The sequence below is a fragment of the Rufibacter sediminis genome (assembly GCF_014269285.1).
GTDB classification, from domain to species: domain Bacteria; phylum Bacteroidota; class Bacteroidia; order Cytophagales; family Hymenobacteraceae; genus Nibribacter; species Nibribacter sediminis.
This window is the reverse complement of sequence record NZ_JACOAF010000001.1, coordinates 145,568-162,217: the sequence shown is the minus strand read 5'-3', so window position 1 is coordinate 162,217 and position 16,650 is coordinate 145,568. Positions and strand designations below refer to the sequence as shown.

At 54.9% G+C, this 16,650-nt stretch carries 14 protein-coding genes and 1 pseudogene; 8 read left to right on the top strand and 7 right to left on the bottom strand.

Annotated features, from left to right (window positions below):
* Nucleotides 1-8: 8 nt before the first annotated feature.
* From H7U12_RS00715 to hslV, 5 genes are all read right to left on the bottom strand, one after another.
* Nucleotides 9-1,442, bottom strand: coding sequence for a pyridoxal phosphate-dependent decarboxylase family protein (locus tag H7U12_RS00715; protein ID WP_194362485.1), 1,434 nt, complete (start codon nt 1,440-1,442; stop codon nt 9-11).
* A 187-nt stretch (nt 1,443-1,629) separates the two neighbouring features.
* Entirely contained in the window at nt 1,630-2,223 is a 594-nt protein-coding gene (locus tag H7U12_RS00710) for a DUF4136 domain-containing protein (protein WP_186631321.1), read from the bottom strand.
* A gap of 105 nt (nt 2,224-2,328) precedes the next feature.
* The gene (locus H7U12_RS00705; RefSeq protein ID WP_186631318.1) at nt 2,329-2,823 is read right to left on the bottom strand and encodes a hypothetical protein; all 495 of its coding nucleotides are present in this window, start codon (nt 2,821-2,823) and stop codon (nt 2,329-2,331) included.
* 141 nt (nt 2,824-2,964) lie between these two features.
* Nucleotides 2,965-3,936 carry a deoxyhypusine synthase family protein gene (locus H7U12_RS00700; RefSeq protein ID WP_186631315.1) on the bottom strand — a complete coding sequence of 324 codons (972 nt, stop codon included), beginning with the start codon at nt 3,934-3,936 and terminating at the stop codon, nt 2,965-2,967.
* Between the two features lie 103 nt (nt 3,937-4,039).
* Complete coding sequence (gene hslV, locus H7U12_RS00695; protein WP_186631312.1) at nt 4,040-4,579, bottom strand: ATP-dependent protease subunit HslV; 540 nt, start codon at nt 4,577-4,579, stop codon at nt 4,040-4,042.
* Nucleotides 4,580-4,891: 312 nt separating this feature from the next.
* On the opposite strand from hslV, the pseudogene nagB reads away from it, so the two are divergent.
* Nucleotides 4,892-6,820 (top strand): annotated as a pseudogene (nagB, locus tag H7U12_RS00690) (glucosamine-6-phosphate deaminase); the annotation flags it as partial.
* A gap of 342 nt (nt 6,821-7,162) precedes the next feature.
* On the opposite strand, the gene H7U12_RS00685 reads toward nagB, so the two are convergent.
* Both H7U12_RS00685 and H7U12_RS00680 read right to left on the bottom strand, forming a co-directional pair.
* A complete protein-coding gene (locus H7U12_RS00685) occupies nt 7,163-8,905 on the bottom strand; it encodes a pyruvate dehydrogenase complex dihydrolipoamide acetyltransferase (protein ID WP_186631306.1) in 1,743 nt (580 codons plus the stop codon).
* 137 nt (nt 8,906-9,042) lie between these two features.
* Nucleotides 9,043-9,657: a histidine phosphatase family protein gene (locus H7U12_RS00680; RefSeq protein WP_186631303.1), complete on the bottom strand. Its 615-nt coding sequence runs from the start codon at nt 9,655-9,657 to the stop codon at nt 9,043-9,045.
* Nucleotides 9,658-9,709: 52 nt separating this feature from the next.
* Here H7U12_RS00680 and H7U12_RS00675 point away from each other — a divergent pair, with 52 nt between their 5' ends.
* From H7U12_RS00675 to H7U12_RS00645, 7 genes are all read left to right on the top strand, one after another.
* Complete coding sequence (locus H7U12_RS00675) at nt 9,710-10,129, top strand: hotdog fold thioesterase (RefSeq protein WP_186631300.1); 420 nt, start codon at nt 9,710-9,712, stop codon at nt 10,127-10,129.
* 6 nt (nt 10,130-10,135) lie between these two features.
* Nucleotides 10,136-11,353, top strand: a complete 1,218-nt coding sequence (locus H7U12_RS00670; protein WP_186631297.1) for a chorismate-binding protein — start codon at nt 10,136-10,138, stop codon at nt 11,351-11,353.
* Nucleotides 11,350-13,062 (top strand): 2-succinyl-5-enolpyruvyl-6-hydroxy-3-cyclohexene-1-carboxylic-acid synthase, encoded by a 1,713-nt coding sequence (menD, locus tag H7U12_RS00665; RefSeq protein WP_186631294.1) that lies wholly within the window; start codon nt 11,350-11,352, stop codon nt 13,060-13,062. Before H7U12_RS00670 ends, menD begins: the two co-directional genes overlap by 4 nt.
* Before the next feature lie 95 nt (nt 13,063-13,157).
* A complete protein-coding gene (locus tag H7U12_RS00660; RefSeq protein WP_186631291.1) occupies nt 13,158-13,604 on the top strand; it encodes a DoxX family protein in 447 nt (148 codons plus the stop codon).
* 238 nt (nt 13,605-13,842) lie between these two features.
* A complete protein-coding gene (locus tag H7U12_RS00655; protein WP_186631288.1) occupies nt 13,843-14,316 on the top strand; it encodes a DoxX family protein in 474 nt (157 codons plus the stop codon).
* Nucleotides 14,317-14,424: 108 nt separating this feature from the next.
* Nucleotides 14,425-15,249 carry a 1,4-dihydroxy-2-naphthoyl-CoA synthase gene (gene menB, locus H7U12_RS00650; protein ID WP_186631285.1) on the top strand — a complete coding sequence of 275 codons (825 nt, stop codon included), beginning with the start codon at nt 14,425-14,427 and terminating at the stop codon, nt 15,247-15,249.
* A 156-nt stretch (nt 15,250-15,405) separates the two neighbouring features.
* Nucleotides 15,406-16,500: an AMP-binding protein gene (locus H7U12_RS00645; protein ID WP_186631281.1), complete on the top strand. Its 1,095-nt coding sequence runs from the start codon at nt 15,406-15,408 to the stop codon at nt 16,498-16,500.
* The last annotated feature ends 150 nt before the right edge of the window (nt 16,501-16,650 follow it).

Here is a 16,650-nt window from a genome sequence, read left to right as displayed (position 1 = left end):
GTGTCGGCTTAGCTCCGGTAGTCCTGTTCTATTTCAGTTGCCTTTTCCCGCAGAATCTGCAGGGCCAGATCAATGGTCTCCTGGTGGGTTCTGAACGAAAGGATGGCCAGGCGCAACATGAAATTCCCGTCCAGCAGGGTAGAGGACAGAAATACCCGTCCGTCTTGCTGCACCGCTTTGATCAGCTTCTGGTTAAAGGCATTCGCCTCTTCGCCGGTGGTGGGCACAAAACGGAAAATCACCAGCGATAGCTCTGGTTCAACGGGAACCTCCACGCCAGCCATCTGCTGTAGCTGCGCATAAGCGTATTTAGCCAAATCCAGTTTCTCCTCCAGCGCACCACGGAAAGCGCCTACGCCGTGTAATTTCAGTGGCAGCCACAACCGGAGACCCCTGAAGTGTTTGCTGAGTTCGGGGGAAAGATCAGCGGGCGAGGCTTCTTCGGTGGCGGAGAGGGCGTCCTGCATGTAATTGGCCAGGTAATGGTGCGTCTCGGCGGTCTGCTTACGGTTTTTGATGAGTACCGCGCCGGAACCGTACGGAATAAACAAGCCTTTGTGCGGGTCCATCACCACGGAGTCTGCGAGGGCAATCCCCTCCAGCTTAGGTTTGCCCGAAGGAGCCAGGGCGAAGAAGCCTCCGTACGCCGCATCCACATGATACCAGAGCTGGTGTTGCCTAGCGATTTGGCCGATAGCGCTGAGCGGATCAACGGCGCCCACGTCCGTGGTACCGGCCGAGGCGATGATGAGCCAGGGGGTAAGTCCGGCGGCTTTGTCCTCCAGAATTGCCTGTTCCAGCGCCTCGGGTTGCATGCGATAGCGGGCATCCATTGGAATGTACCGCACCGGGCATTCTCCCAGCCCGGCAATGCGCAGCGCCTTGTCTAAGCAGTGATGGGCGTGCGCGGTCAGGTACACAACGGCATCCGGAATCATCCGGGAAGTTATTTTCTGCGCGTCTCGGGCCGTTGCCAAAGCGATCAGACTGGCGATGCTGCCGCCCGAGGTCAGGTTTCCGGCGGCATCGGCCGGGAAGTCTATCAAGCTGGCCATCCAGCGGAGCAGCAGGTTTTCCATGCGCACCGCCCCCGGGGCCGAGTAAAAAATTCCGGCGTATTTGTTGGTGACCGCCGCCAGGTAGTCGCCCAAACCCTCGTAATACAGGCCTCCGCCCGGAATATACCCCAGGTGCCCGCCCGAGGCCGAGTTGATGCCCGGTACGTCTACCTCAGATTTGAGTAAGCCCAGTGCGTGTTCAATGGAGATGGGATTTTCTTCCAGGGGGCTTTCCAGTAGACCGGCCCCTTTCTCTGGGGTGTCCACATACGCGGGCAGCGCGGGCAATTGGGTCAGGAAATTCTGAATATAACTTTCAACAGCCTGTTGTACCGCCACGCGCTCAGAGGCGGTGGGTTCCAGGGGATAAGGAGTGCGGGACATGGATTTTAGAATCGCTTTTTTGTAAATGTACAGAATAGCCGGTAACCGTACACCTACCCAAAGCAAATGTGTTTTAGGGCCGTTTTTGGGAAAGTAGCCTTAAAACAGAATCGGGTTTCGGGGCTGATTTTAGAAAATCAGCCCCGAAACCCGATGGTTAATTAGTGTTCTTGCTAGACCGGCAAGACTAGTTCGCCGAGGAGTTCTCCCGCAGATAGCCTTTCCGGAAAACGCGGTACTGGTCAAAGATGGTCCGGACGGCTCGGTTTAGGTAGGCCGTGCTCTCGGTGGACGGGTCTGAGAGCACCCCGGAGGTATAGCCCTGCCAAACGGCGTTCTGTTTTTTATGGTCCAGCAGGGTCACCAGCAAGGTGCCCTGGCTCATGTACATTTTGATGGGCTTGTAGCCTTCGTGCTCTTTGGTGGGTTCATCATTGTTCACCAGCCAGATGTCAAACTCTTCCTGCTCATAGCCTTTCATGTTCAGGTCATTGTAATAAATGTAGTAACTCACCAACAGATCTGGCTTTTTATCACTGTACTCGTAGCCCTGGATCTCCAGCCGCTCCCGGATGTATTTCTTCAGGACCTCGTAGTTCTTGAGCGTGCTACTATCCTCTTCTGAGGCGTGGGTGATGAAGTTAAACGTCTTATACTTATGGAACGCCCCCGCATAGCTGTAATCAGAACCGAATTTGCGGTGTCCGAAGCCCAGGCAGCCGCTGAGGCCGGCCATTAAAATCACGAGTAAGATGGTGGACAGATAGTAGTGCTTTCTCATTTTTTTATCCGTGTTTAAAATTCTGTTACTCCGTTACTTACGATCTATTAATCAAGGAAGGTTTTAAAATTTTATCAGAAAAGGAAAAAATAGTTGAAGCCCTGTTTATTGCCGTATTTCTACATTTTCCTGAATTAACCCGATGCAGCGGTAAGTACCAATCTCCAACCGCAGCAGGCTAATTTTAGGTGCGATGGAGGAGCGGGAAAGGGAAGCAGGCCACTGGTTTGGAACCTGAACTGAAGCTACCTGTACGCTAGGTTGAGAGCCGTTTTCCGGTTCCAAGCCTTTAACACCTGTTCCCGCCATCTGCCTGTTCTCTATAATGGGATGATATCCCCGATTTTTAACTTGTAGATCAGCCGCATTCGTGGACCAAGTCTCTGCCCCGGATAGCTGTTTCTCCGGAGCCGTATAGGCAAAATGATAAGCCGGGTTTTCACCTGCTTCATGCTGGTTTAAAGTTAGACCGGCGGTGCTGGTGTTGGCAGTAAAAGCGTTGTCTGAGCAGATTGGTGGGGAAAAACCCGTAGCAAGGGTATAAAAAAGCCGCTGGTTGGGCAGATTTTCATCAGAAAGGGTGAGGCGATGTATCAGCATGAGTACCAATTAGTTTGATTCAGCTGGAGAAAAGCGGCTTTAGATACAAGTTATCAATTTTATTGGAATAGTAATACAGGTAGGGCATAAAAAAAGGCGGGAGAATCTCCCGCCTTTCCTGGATAAGCTATTTTGATCTGATTACATGTCCAACACGATGGCGAACACCAGAGGAGCCACAATGGTGGCATCAGACTCAATCACGAACTTAGGCGTGTTGATGCCCAATTTGCCCCAGGTGATTTTCTCGTTTGGCACCGCGCCGGAATAAGAACCGTAGCTGGTGGTAGAATCAGAGATCTGCGCGAAATACCCCCACAACGGAACCCCGGTGCGCTGTAAGTCCTGGTGCAGCATAGGCACCACGCAGATTGGGAAGTCACCGGCAATACCGCCGCCAATTTGGAAGAAGCCAATAGTAGACTCTTCTTTGGCGGTGTTGGTGTACCACTCGGCCAGTTCCATCATGTACTGGATACCGGTACGCATGGTATGCACATTTTTGATGTCGCCGGTGATCACGTGGCCGGTGTAGATGTTGCCCAGGGTAGAATCTTCCCAACCCGGTACAAAGATGGGCAGGTTCTTCTTGGCCGCTTCCAGCATCCAGCTGTTTTTAGGGTCAATTTGGTAATACTGCTCCAAATCGCCGGAGTTCAGAATCTGGTAGAAGAACTCGTGCGGGAAGTACGCCTCGCCGGCCTGATCCGCTTTTTGCCAGTATTTCAGAACCGTATGCTCCAGACGGCGCATGGCTTCCTCCTCAGGAATACAGGTGTCGGTCACGCGGTTCAGGTGACGGTCCAGCAGGTCTTGCTCGTCCTGCGGAGTCAGGTCACGGTAGTTGGGAATGCGCTCATAGAAATCATGAGCCACCAGGTTGAAGATGTCTTCTTCCAGGTTGGCGCCGGTACAGGTAATGGCCTGCACTTTGTCCTGCCGGATCATCTCAGCCAGAATAATTCCCAGTTCGGCGGTACTCATGGCACCGGCCAGGGTGATCATCATCTTACCACCTTCGTTCAAATGGGTTTTATAACCTTCAGCGGCATCAATGAGAGCGGCTGCGTTGAAATGCTTGTAATGATCTTTCAGGAACTGCGTTACCTTCATGCTGTTCAATTAGTTGATTGTTTTTACGTACTAGTTTAAGTGTTTCTGCACCGTTTTTCCCAAACAAGGAAGAAACCATGGAGCAAACAGGAAATGGAACTGGTTAGTTCGGTTTTTCGATGATCAGGTTGTGATTCGTGTAAATACAGATATCGGCCGCGATGTTCAATGATTCCCGAACCATTTCCTCGGCGGTCAGGTGCGGCGCGTGCTTTTTCAGGGCCAACGCCGCGGACTGAGCGTACGTGCTGCCCGAGCCGATGGCGGCAATCTGGTGATCTGGTTCCAGCACGTCGCCGGTACCCGAGATGATCAACAGCTCTTCCTTGTTGGCTACTACCATCATGGCCTCCAGCTTGCGCAGGTACTGGTCTTTACGCCAGTCTTTGGCCAACTCAATGGCGGCGCGCTTCATGTTGTTGCCGTACGCGTTGAGTTTCTCCTCGAAACGCTCCAGCAGGGTGAAGGCATCGGCGGTGGAACCGGCAAAACCCGTCACAATCTTCCCGTCCTGCAACTTGCGAATCTTCTTCACATTGCTTTTCGCGATGTATTTATCCATGGTGGCCTGGCCATCGGCACCCAAAGCCACTTCCCCGTTGTGGTAAACTCCCAGTACGGTGGTAGAACGTATTTTCGTCATGATGTACCTTTCTTAATGAGAAGACTTTGCCTTAAGTCTACGGGCGCGAAAGTACAACAAACTTTCCGAATACCCGAACGTGCCCTATCTTGGGGCGGCGACCCCGCTTATGGAACCCAGTTGTAGCCGATGCATTGGCAGGTTTCAGGGGAGGGTTTTAGAATGTGACCGTTTTCTTAGATTTAGGTGTTTTTTTAGACGATATTTAACGAAATAACTTTTTTAAAAAATTTACTATTAAATTAACGTTTGTAAATTTTGTCAATTAATTGACATTTCTACCTTTGCTTCACCTATCACCACAAACCACAGAAAACTATGAGTAGGCTCAACTTATTGGAGGAGACCCGGTACGAGAAGGTACCCGTCACGGTATACAAAGATCAGCAGGAGGCTTCCAAAGCCGTAGCCCACCGCATTGCCGAATTGATCAGACGCAAGCAGGCGATAGGAGAGAAGACGGTGCTGGGTTTGGCCACCGGTGCTACTCCCGTGGGCGTGTACAATGAACTGGCCCGGCTCCACCGCGAGGAGGGCCTGAGCTTCCGGGACGTGGTCACCTTCAACCTGGACGAGTACTACCCCATGCAGCCCACCGCGCCGCAGAGCTACGTGCGGTTCATGGACGAGAACCTGTTCAACCACATTGACATCGAAAAAGCCAACGTGCACATCCCGGACGGCACCCTGCCGCTTGAGGAGATCCCGGCTTTCTGCCTGGAGTACGAGCGCAAGATAGAGAAGCTGGGCGGGCTGGACCTGCAGGTATTGGGCATCGGGCGGACGGGCCACATCGGGTTCAACGAGCCGGGCTCCGCGCCCAACTCGGGTACCCGGCTGGTGACCCTGGATGACCTTACCCGCCGCGATGCCTCCCGTGATTTCGGAGGGAAAGAGAATGTGCCCACAAAGGCCATCACCATGGGCATTGGCACCATCTTCAAGGCCCGCGAGATCGTGCTTATGGCCTGGAACGGGAAAAAGGCCTCCATAGTGAGAAAAGCCGTGGAAGGGGAGATCTCCGGCGAGGTGCCCGCCACCTACCTGCAACTCTCTGACAACGTGGAGTTCGTGCTGGACCAGGATGCCGCCGCTGAGCTGACCCGCTTCGGGACGCCGTGGTTGGTGAAGGACTGCGTCTGGGATGCCCAGCTCACCCGCAAAGCCGTGATCTGGCTCTCCAACACCGTGAAGAAGCCTATCCTGAAACTGACCGAGGAAGACTATAACGCCCACGGCATGGCCCAACTGGGCGTGAACCGGGGACCGGTGTACAACATCAACATTGACGTTTTCAACCAGCTGCAGCATACCATCACCGGCTGGCCCGGCGGTAAACCCAACTCCGACGACTCGGGCCGTCCGGAGCGGGCGAACCCGGCCCAGAAACGCGTGCTGATTTTCTCCCCGCACCCCGATGACGACGTGATCTCGATGGGCGGTACGTTCATCCGGTTGGTAGACCAGGGACATGACGTACACGTGGCCTACCAAACCTCGGGCAACACCGCCGTGTGGGACGATGACGTGCTGCGCTACATGGAGTTCGCGATCGACTTCAGCCGCAGCATCGGGCAGGACGGCGAGACGCTCTCCTCGGTGTACGAGCAGATGCGCGCCTTCATCGCCCGGAAGCAGCCGAACCAGGTGGACACGCGGGAGATCCAGGACGTGAAGGCCTTCATCCGGAAGAGCGAGGCCATCGCCGGGGCGCGCTACGCAGGTCTTTCAGACGATCACATCCACTTCCAGGCCCTGCCTTTCTACGAGAGCGGCAAGACCAAGAAGAACCCCGTGACCGACCGCGACATCGAGCTGACCATGGAGCTGCTGCAGAAGGTGAAACCCCACCAGGTGTTCGCCGCCGGCGATTTCGAGGACCCGCACGGCACGCACATCGTGTGCTTCAACATCATCACCGAGGCGCTGAGGAGGCTCCGGGCCGCCGGGGAGACCTGGGTGGAGGACTGCTGGCTGTGGATGTACCGCGGCGCCTGGCACGAGTTCGAGACCCACGAGATCGAGATGGCCGTGCCGCTGTCTCCGCAGGAGGTGGAGCGCAAGCGCATCGCCATCTTCAAGCACCAGAGCCAGAAAGACCGCCCGGTGTTCCCCGGCGACGACGAGCGCGAGTTCTGGGTACGCGCCCAGGAGCGCAACCGCGAGACCGCCCGCCGCTATGACCACCTCGGCCTGGCTGACTACGAGGCCATGGAGGCCTTCGTACGGTTCCATTATTAAGCACCCCAGTAAGTACTTTTCTAAATCCGCTTCAGAAATTCTGAGGCGGCTTTTTTGTGTCTGGAAAGGAGAATTCCGTTTATCGGCTGTTTTCTAAAAACAGCCGATAAACGGAATTTAAACTGTAGGGGCAATCCCTTGTGGTTGCATTTTACGTTTGCAGCAGAAAGGGCAACCACAAGGGATTGCCCCTGCAAAATTGGCTACTTGGGACTATTGTGATTTAGGGCCGTTTTCTGATAAAGACCCTTAAAACGAAAGAGCCGATGGATTTCTCCGTCGGCTCTTTCTTATAGGAAGTTCGTCTACTAAGAACGAACAACTAATTACTAAAGACTAAAATCACACCAGCATTCTCACCGGATCTTCCAGGAAGCCTTTCAGGGTCTGGAGGAAGGCGGAACCAACGGCGCCGTCTACCACGCGGTGGTCGCAGGAAAGGGTTACTTTCATCACGTTGCCAATCTGAATCTGTCCGTTTTTCACGACTGGGGTTTGCTTGATGCCGCCTACGGCCAGGATACACGCATCTGGCGGGTTGATGATGGCGGTGAATTCCTCAATGCCAAACATGCCCAGGTTAGAGATGGTGAAGGTGCTGCCTTCCCAGTCAGACGGTTGCAGTTTCTTGGATTTGGCTTTTCCGCCCAGATCTTTCACTTCGGCAGAGATGGTGGACAGGGATTTCTGATCAGCGTTGCGCACCACCGGTACCAACAGACCTTCTTCCACGGCTACGGCCACGCCAATGTTGATGACGTTGTTGTAGCGGATCTTGTCGCCTAACCAGGACGAGTTCACGGCCGGGTGCTTGCGCAGGGCAGCAGCAGCGGCTTTGATCACCATGTCGTTGAAGGAGACTTTTACCGGGGCCACCTCGTTCATGCTGGTACGGGCTTCCATGGCTTTGTCCATGTCAATCTCCATGGTCAGGTAGAAGTGCGGCGCGGTGAACAAGCTCTCAGACAGGCGGCGGGCGATCACCTTGCGCATCTGTGATACCGGAACCTCGGTGAAGGCTTCGCCGGATTGCACCGGAGCAGCAACCTGAGGAGCAGAAGTTGTGGCCGGAGTGGCTTTTGGTTGGGCGGCAGGGGCGGCGCTTGGAGTGAAGTTCTCCACGTCGCGTAGCACAATGCGACCGTTCTCGCCGGAGCCTTTTACCTGGGAGAGGTTGATGCCTTTTTCCTGGGCAACTTTCTTGGCCAGCGGTGACGCCAGCACGCGGCCTTGCGTAGCAGAACCAGAAGCAGGTTGGGCATCAGTTCCCGGACCTGGTACCGGAGCACCAACGGTTTCGTTTACGCCGTCACCAGACTGAGACTGCTCTTCGGTTTTATGTTCTTCGCGGCGAGTGGCTTCTTCGTTGTTCGCGCCTTTTGCGGGGTTGGCGTTTCCACCAGATTTGTTTCCGCCGCCGTTCAGCAGGGCCTGGTAATCGGCACCGGCTTCTCCAATGATAGCCAGAACGCCGTCAACTTCCACGGAGGCACCGGCTTCCACGCCAATGTAAAGCAGCGTACCGTCTTCATAGGACTCCAGTTCCATGGTGGCTTTGTCGGTTTCCACCTCGGCCAGCAGGTCGCCGGATTTCACTTTGTCGCCCACTTTCTTGTGCCATGCCACAATGGTGCCTTCCTGCATGGTGTCGCTCATCTTAGGCATGCGCACCACCTCGGCGTTCACGTTGGCGGCGGCCGCCGGTTGGGCAGCAGGAGCGGGAGCAGCGGCCGGAGCAGCGGCCGGAGCCGGCTCTGCCTTCGGGGCCTCGGCTTTAGGGGCTTCTTCTTGTTGAGGGGCAGGAGCGCCGCCGTTCACTTCAGCCATCAGGCCAGCGATATCTTCACCTTCTTTCCCGATGATGGCCAACACGCCGTCTACCGGTACTGATTCACCATTTTTAGGGCCGATGTACAGTAACGTCCCATCTTCATAAGACTCCAATTCCATGGTTGCCTTATCGGTTTCCACTTCGGCAAGAACGTCCCCAGATTTCACAGAGTCACCAACTTTCTTTAACCATGAGGCAATGACCCCATCGGTCATAGTGTCACTCATCTTGGGCATTCGGATGATTTCGGCCATAGTTTTTTGCTCGGTTTTAAGGCCTCAAAAATAGAGGCAAAAATGCTGTAATACAAATATGCGTTTAAGAGAATGTGAGGGGGTTTTTGGCTTGTTTTCAAAAAAAGAGGCCAAAAACAGCAAGGTTGTTCTTTTTTCTAGGTCAAATGTGACACATCGGCAAAACGCTCCACCCAAAACATGGAGCCGGTGAAATTGAGTTCGTAGAGGCAAAGGTTCTGGTGCACAAAGCGGTCCATCTGGTGCAGCGGGTAGCGCAGCAGCTGGGCCAGCAGCACCCGCATGGCCCGCCCGTGCATGCAGATGAGGATGGTCTTCTCCTCAGGGCGGGAGAGAATCAGGTCGATGACGGGTTTCTGGCGGTCGGCTACCATCTGGGGGCTCTCGCCGCCTTCAATGGGCACATCGGTCTCGCCTTCCTGCCAGCGCCGGAGCATGTCAAAGTAATAGACGTCCTCTTCGGGGGTGATGCGGGTGCCCTCGCGGTTGCCCCAGCTGATCTCGTTCAGGCCGGCGTGCCGCTCATGCGGGATGCCCAGATCCAGGAAACCCTGCACTGATTGCACGCTGCGCTGCAGCACCGAGGTGTACACTTTGTCAAAGGCGATGCCCTGGTAGGCCTGGAAGAATTTCTGGGCTTGCCAGCGGCCGGTATCATTGAGGGAACTGTCAACGCCGCTTCCCTGCACAATTCCCTGCAGGTTAAGATCCGTTTGACCGTGACGAACGAGGTAGATTTTTTTGAGGCTCAATTTTACGCTAATTTGCAGGCCCTAAGATAGGCCTTAAATACGAGAACTACCCATGAAAAGACGCCCCGATGTGACCCTGGATCAGCTAAATGCCTGGAATAAAAACACCTTGGGCGAGCACCTGGGCATGGAGTACACCCAGATTGGCGAGGATTTCCTCATCGGGCGGATGCCGGTGGACCACCGCACCCACCAGCCGCTGGGTTTGCTGCACGGCGGCGCGTCTGTGGCCCTGGCCGAGACCCTGGGCAGCGTGGGCGCCACCATGTTCCTGGACCTGGAGAAGCAGTACTGCGTGGGGCTGGAGATCAACGCCAACCACATCAAGAGCGTGCGCAGCGGTTATGTCTACGGTAAGGCCACGGCCCTTCACGTAGGGCGCAAGACCCAAGTTTGGGAAATCCGTATTACCTCCGAAGCCGGTGACCTGGTTTGCATCAGCCGCATCACCATGGCCGTTCTGGATAGATAGAAGTACATGTCCCAAGAGAACCCTTCCATACCCCCGCTTTCCGCTGACACTTCCCCCGGGGAGACAGCCCATCGCTTATTTCAGGCCGCCCTTCGCGCCCAACTGCCGGTTGCTCTCTGGCGATTACCCAATACCCAGGAAGTCCAGGTGGTAGTGGCCTCCGGAGTTCAGCACGCCCTGCCGCCCATGGAAGGTCCGCAGAAAGGCTTTGCGTTCTGCCCGTTCCAGGTATCTGCCTCAGCGCCGGTCACGTTTTTACCCGCTGATTTGTATTTCTCCGGCAAAGCAGGGACAGCACCCGAACTGGGCGATACCGTGCTGCCCACCGCGTTTTGGGCCGATTTTCAGAAAAGTGGCTTAAAAACAGACCTGGCCGGGAAGTGGCCGAGCCACCCCGCCGGAACGGTTCCCTCCATCGCCCGCGATGCCTTTGAGAAGACCGTCTCCACCAGCATCAAGTCTATGCAGGCCGGTTGTCTGGAGAAAGTGGTTTTGTCGCGCACGAAGACCTTGCCGCTGTTTGAGGGATTTGACCTGCTGCACGCCTTTACCCAGCTGACCCAACTGTATGCCACCGCCTTTGTCTCGCTCGTCGCAATCCCGGGGATAGGCACCTGGTTAGGGGCTACGCCCGAGTTGCTGGTGCAGGTAGACCGGCACCGGGTATTCCGGACTGTGGCCTTGGCGGGCACCCAACCGCTCACCGATGGGCTTACGCCCGCCGATGCCATCTGGCGGCAAAAGGAAATTGAGGAGCAGGCCCTGGTGCAGCGTTACATTGTGAGTTGCTTCCGGCACCTGCGCCTGCGGGAGTACGTGGAGATGGGACCCCGCACCGTGCGGGCCGGTAACCTGCTGCACCTCCGCACCGATTTCAGCGCCGCCATGGACGAAGTGGGCTTCCTCAAGTTAGGTACCCAGATGCTGGAACTGCTGCACCCCACCTCGGCGGTGGGGGGCATGCCCAAAGCCGCGGCCCTGCAGATGATAGGCCAACTGGAACTCCATGAGCGCCGTTACTACAGCGGGTATCTGGGGCCGGTGCAACTGGGGCAGGAAACGCATCTGTTCGTGAACCTGCGGTGCGTGGAGTTGGGGCAGGATACGGTAACCGCCTACGCCGGCGCCGGCATGACCGCCGATTCTGTGCCCGCGAAGGAGTGGGTGGAAACCGAGCTCAAAATGCAAACCGTGCTCCGTCTTTTTCAAGCGTCTGAATCATGATTTTACAAGCCGTCATTGATATTGCCGAGATCTGCGTCCGCAAGGGGGTAGAGGATATTGTCTTGTCACCGGGGTCCCGCTGCGCACCGTTGACGCTGGCCTTCGCCCGGCACCCTAAACTGCGCGTGCGCACCGTACCCGATGAGCGGAGTGCCGCCTTCATTGGGTTGGGGATTGCGCAGCAGACGGGCAAGCCGGTGGTGCTGGTGTGTACCTCCGGGACGGCTGCCTACAACTACGCCCCGGCGGTGGCCGAGGCCTTCTACCAGAACATCCCGCTGCTGGTGCTCACCGCCGACAGACCTCCCGAGTGGATTGATCAGCTGGACGGACAAACCATCCGGCAGTCGCATATTTACGGCGGTCACGTGAAGCGGAGCTTTGACTTTCCGGTGGATACAAAGCACGTTGATGCCCAGTGGTATGCTGCTCGTCTGTTAAATGAAGCCTTGAATGAAGCGATGGCGTTTCCGGAGGGGCCGGTGCAGGTGAATATCCCCTTGCGGGAGCCGTTTTACCCGGAGCCGGGTGAGGAGTTTGCGTATTCTTCAAACGTTAAGATCATAGAAGAGTTGCCATCGGGGTTTGGCTTGCCTGCCCAGAGTTGGGAAACCCTGAATCAGGAGCTGAAACAGTACAAACGTGTGCTGGTAGTGGCGGGTCAGGGCAAGCGGGACGAGGCCTTGCACCAGGAGGTACTTCGGTTCTGCCAAGCCAACGGGGCCGTCTTCGTGACCGACACCATCAGCAACCAACAGGTAGCCGGTGAGACCATCAATTTCCATGATGTGTTCCTGGGCGCCAAGCATCTCCACTCGGCAGACGCACTTCAAGCGGATTTGTTGATTACCTTTCACAAGTCGCTGATTTCTAAAAATCTGAAACTGTTTCTCAGGAAACAGACGAACCTCCAGCACTGGCACGTGCAACCGGCCGGAATGGTGGCTGATACGTTCCAGTCCCTCACCAGAATCATCAGAACCACTCCGCAGGATTTCTTCCGGCAAGTAGCCGAAGGGGAGGAGAATCTGTCCCATCCGTCAGACTTTGCCCAGACCTGGACAGAGTTGGATCAGCGGGCGAAAGCGTTTTTGGAGGGTTTTCAGGAAAACAGCCCTTTTTCAGAATTCAAGGCCTGTCACCAGGTACTCCGGAATTTGCCGGCCCACAGTATTCTGCACCTGGCCAACAGCATGAGCGTACGCTACGCCAACCTCATCGGCGTAGCCGATCTTGAGGGGGTGGAAGTATGCGCCAACCGCGGCACCAGCGGCATTGACGGAAGCACCAGCACCGCCGTGGGCTCGGCTCTGAGCACCGAAAAACTGGTGACGCTGCTCACCGGCGACATGGCGTTCCTGTATGATCGCAACGCGCTCTGGCACAATTACCTGCCGCATAACCTGCGCGTGGTGGTGCTAAATAACCACGGCGGCGGCATTTTCAGGATGATTGAAGGCCCGCGCAGCCAACCCGAACTGCGCCCTTTCTTTGAAACCGAGCAGCGCCTGACCGCCCAGAAAACCGCAGAAGACATGGGGTTCCAGTATCTGCAGGCTTCTGATGCCGCTTCCCTGGCCGCTTTGTTACCTTCCTTTTTCAACCCATCGGCGGGGCCGCAGTTGCTCGAGATTGAGACCAGCAGCCCCGAGAATTTCGCCATTTTTGAAGCGTACCGGAAACAGGTGGCGTCCAAGCTAAATATTTAAAGGTCAAAAGGTTAAATTTAACACGTTCTTTGTTGACTTAGCGAAAAATAAGTCGTAAATCACCATAGGAGACGCTGTAATAAAGCGGTATAATTATGGAGTTTACAAAGAACGTAGAAGAATGGCACCACAAGCACCACGTGGTCCTGTATGATTACGGAAGAATAGCGCTAGGCTGTTTTCTCGTATTCAAGGGCATCTCCTTTCTGTTTAATATTTCGGCGCTGGAACAGATTCTGCTGGACAGTAAGCTCTACTCCATGGCCACGTTCATGGCCTATGCTGTAGTGGTGCTGCATATGGTGGGAGGCGCCATGATCACCGTGGGGTGGCATACCCGGTCCGCCATTCTGGTGCAGATTCCTATTCTGTTATCTGCCGTCTTGTTTTTCACTCCTACGCATGACCTTTTCTCGCTGTACTCTCCCTTTGCGGTAGCCATTTACACCCTGCTGTTCCTCATTTTCTACTTCATTGGCGGGGCGGGATATTATTCCTTTGATCATAACCGCGCCTATCGGTTCCGCAAATCCTCGGAGTAATGCTCTGGGGCAAGGCGGGGAAATTGGGGAGTTGTCCCTGTAGTTCTCTGCCATACTTAACCCAAAGATTTCCATAAAAGTGGCAGGAGCTCGTCGTCTTTTCTCCCTGGGGCCTGTCCGGCAGTTGTTGAAAAATGCCGGTTTCTCAGGAAAGAAAAAGTTTAGGTAGTTGTTTTTAAGCGATTGGTAGTCAACCTAAAATTTATGGGAGGCGCTGTCTTTTAATGGCGTAACGCAAATGAATTGGGTACAACAAGTAGACCGGTGGCAACATGAACACCGGCCCGTAGCCTATGACTACGGAAGAATTCTTTTAGGCCTGTTTATCTTCTACAAAGGCCTGACCTTTATCGCTGACACCGCCGGGCTGGCGCAGATCATCCAAAACAGCCAGTTTCAATGGATCTCCCTGGGCTTAGCGCACTATGTAGCTTTTGCGCACCTAGTGGGCGGGCTCCTGATTGCCATCGGGCTGATCACGCGGGTAGCCATCGGCTTCCAACTTCCTATTCTGATAGGAGCCGTGTTTTTCTTTAATCCCGGGCAGGGCTTTTTCTCCGTGTATCCCCAGTTTGGTCTCTCGCTGGTGACGCTCATCGCGCTGATCTTCTATTTTGTGGGCGGCTCCGGGTATTATTCAGTGGATCATAAGTTTGAGATGAACGAGAAACGCTTGCTGGAGAAAAAGCAGCGGTACCAGAATAACCACTAATTGGAGCTTCTGTTGCTAGGGTAGAACCCAAATCTGCGTATACCTTTGCATATTCCTGCAAAGGCACAGTACCTTTACGCCGTAATGTTCTACCTAAACACAAGGTTCATGCAAAGCAAATTCAACTGGACAACCATCAAAGAATACCAAGAGATACTTTTCCAATTCTATAACGGCATCGCCAAAATCAGCATTAACCGGCCGCACGTGCACAATGCGTTCACGCCGCGCACTGTGGCTGAGATGATTGATGCCATGGACATCTGCCGCGACAACTCTGACATCGGGGTGATTATCTTAACCGGCGAAGGGGGAAAGGCGTTCTGCTCCGGCGGTGATCAGAGCGTGCGCGGCCACGGCGGCTACATCGGTGAAGACACCGTGCCCCGTTTGAATGTGCTGGACTTGCAGATGCAAATCCGCCGAATTCCTAAGCCCGTGATTGCGATGGTGGCCGGTTGGGCCATTGGCGGCGGCCACGTGCTGCACGTGGTGTGTGACCTTTCCATAGCCGCGGAAAACGCTCGTTTTGGCCAAACTGGCCCTAAAGTGGGTTCCTTTGACGGAGGCTTCGGGGCGTCTTATTTGGCCAGGGTGGTAGGGCAGAAGAAAGCCCGTGAAATCTGGTTTCTCTGTGACCAGTACAATGCCCAGGAAGCGCTTGACATGGGTTTGGTGAACAAAGTAGTGCCGCTGGAGCAACTGGAGGAAACCACCGTAGAATGGTGCGGAAAGATTCTGGAGAAAAGCCCGCTGGCCCTGCGCATGCTCAAAGCCTCCTTCAACGCCGAGCTGGACGGACAGGCCGGGGTGCAGCAGCTGGCCGGAGACGCCACCTTGCTCTATTACCTCTCAGACGAAGCCAAAGAAGGAAAGAACGCCTTCCTGGAGAAGCGCAAACCAGATTTCTCCAAGTATCCAAAGTTCCCTTGATCTGACGCTGGCAGTTAGACATTAGATTGTAGACTTCAGCCCTACCTTTTCAAGAGGTAGGGCTTTTTATTGGCTTGAAACAAACTTTATTCGGCCCAGATAGTAAGTTTACGAGACAAAGTCTAGCAACTAATATCCAACTACTAGCGCCTACCCATGCCCGACCACCTGCTCCTCAACGGCAAGAAATTCTTTTTAGATGAAGTCCAGTACTACTCGTTCCGGGAGAGTATTCCCATTGACGGGTATGAGGCCAAAACGCTGGAGTTCTGCAAAAACTGGCTGCAGGGCGTGCAGGAGTTTCCTGTGCAGACCTCGGGTAGTACCGGCATCCCCAAGTTCATGGAGCTTCCCCGTGACCGGATGGAGGCCAGTGCCAGGCGTACCCTGCGGCTTTTCAGTCTGCAACCCGAGGACAGGGTGCTGGTATGCCTGAACACCGAGTACATTGCCGGGATGATGATGCTGGTGCGGGGCCTGGTGGGGAACCTGCACATGACCATCATCGAGCCCATCGGGAATCCGTTGGCCAGCGTGGGCCCTGAGCCGCAGTTCGATTTTATGGCCCTGGTACCGCTGCAACTGCAAACCATTCTGGAGCAGACGCCGGAACACCTAACCAAGCTCAATTCCATGAAGGCGATTCTCTTGGGCGGAGCCGCGGTGAGCAAGTCGCTGGAAGAGGCGGTGCAGGCGCTGGAGGTACCCGTGTACCAAAGCTACGGCATGACCGAAACTATCTCCCACATAGCTGTTCGCCGGTTGAACGGAGAAGAGAAAACGGATTACTACACCGCTCCACCCGAAGTTACCTTGGGGCAGGATAAACGCGGCTGCCTCACCATCTCCGCTGACGTGACCGGCGGGGAAACCCTGGAAACCAATGACTTGGTGGAGCTGCTGGAAAACAACTCCTTCCGCTGGCTCGGCCGCGCCGATAATACCATTAACTCAGGAGGCGTGAAGGTGCAGCTGGAGAAAGTGGAGGCCGCCCTGGGGGAGGCGCTCTCCGGAATGGGAATTTCGCGCCGGTATTTTGCCGCCGCCTTGCCTGATGAAACCTTGGGCGAGCGCCTGATTGCCGTACTGGAAGGAAGTCCGCTCACGGAGGTGGAGGAAAGCAATCTGAAAGGCAAGCTCAGCGAGTCGCTCAGCAAGTACGAAACCCCTAAGCAGTTCGGGTATTTGCCCAGACTGCCGGAAACCGCCACCGGCAAAATTGACCGCCGCAGTGGTCTGACCTTGCTTTAAAATCAGAGGGCTAGGGGAGGCTGTTCACTAGATGAGTATAAGATAATAAGTGATAAAATTATTTAACTGAAATTCAGTAATTTAGAAGTTATGGTAGTTATTTAATTCCATTTTCGTCTCCTTTTTTATTTTGCTGCGTATGGGAGTAGA

Excerpts from the sequence above, each read along its gene's own strand:
- H7U12_RS00715 (WP_194362485.1), bottom strand. The coding sequence starts at position 1,442 with ATGTCCCGCACTCCTTATCCCCTGGAACCCACCGCCTCTGAGCGCGTG.
- H7U12_RS00710 (WP_186631321.1), bottom strand. The coding sequence starts at position 2,223 with ATGAGAAAGCACTACTATCTGTCCACCATCTTACTCGTGATTTTAATG.
- H7U12_RS00705 (WP_186631318.1), bottom strand. The coding sequence starts at position 2,823 with ATGCTGATACATCGCCTCACCCTTTCTGATGAAAATCTGCCCAACCAG.
- H7U12_RS00700 (WP_186631315.1), bottom strand. The coding sequence starts at position 3,936 with ATGAAGGTAACGCAGTTCCTGAAAGATCATTACAAGCATTTCAACGCA.
- hslV (WP_186631312.1), bottom strand. The coding sequence starts at position 4,579 with ATGACGAAAATACGTTCTACCACCGTACTGGGAGTTTACCACAACGGG.
- H7U12_RS00685 (WP_186631306.1), bottom strand. The coding sequence starts at position 8,905 with ATGGCCGAAATCATCCGAATGCCCAAGATGAGTGACACTATGACCGAT.
- H7U12_RS00675 (WP_186631300.1), top strand. The coding sequence starts at position 9,710 with ATGAAAAGACGCCCCGATGTGACCCTGGATCAGCTAAATGCCTGGAAT.
- H7U12_RS00670 (WP_186631297.1), top strand. The coding sequence starts at position 10,136 with ATGTCCCAAGAGAACCCTTCCATACCCCCGCTTTCCGCTGACACTTCC.
- menD (WP_186631294.1), top strand. The coding sequence starts at position 11,350 with ATGATTTTACAAGCCGTCATTGATATTGCCGAGATCTGCGTCCGCAAG.
- H7U12_RS00660 (WP_186631291.1), top strand. The coding sequence starts at position 13,158 with ATGGAGTTTACAAAGAACGTAGAAGAATGGCACCACAAGCACCACGTG.
- H7U12_RS00655 (WP_186631288.1), top strand. The coding sequence starts at position 13,843 with ATGAATTGGGTACAACAAGTAGACCGGTGGCAACATGAACACCGGCCC.
- menB (WP_186631285.1), top strand. The coding sequence starts at position 14,425 with ATGCAAAGCAAATTCAACTGGACAACCATCAAAGAATACCAAGAGATA.
- H7U12_RS00645 (WP_186631281.1), top strand. The coding sequence starts at position 15,406 with ATGCCCGACCACCTGCTCCTCAACGGCAAGAAATTCTTTTTAGATGAA.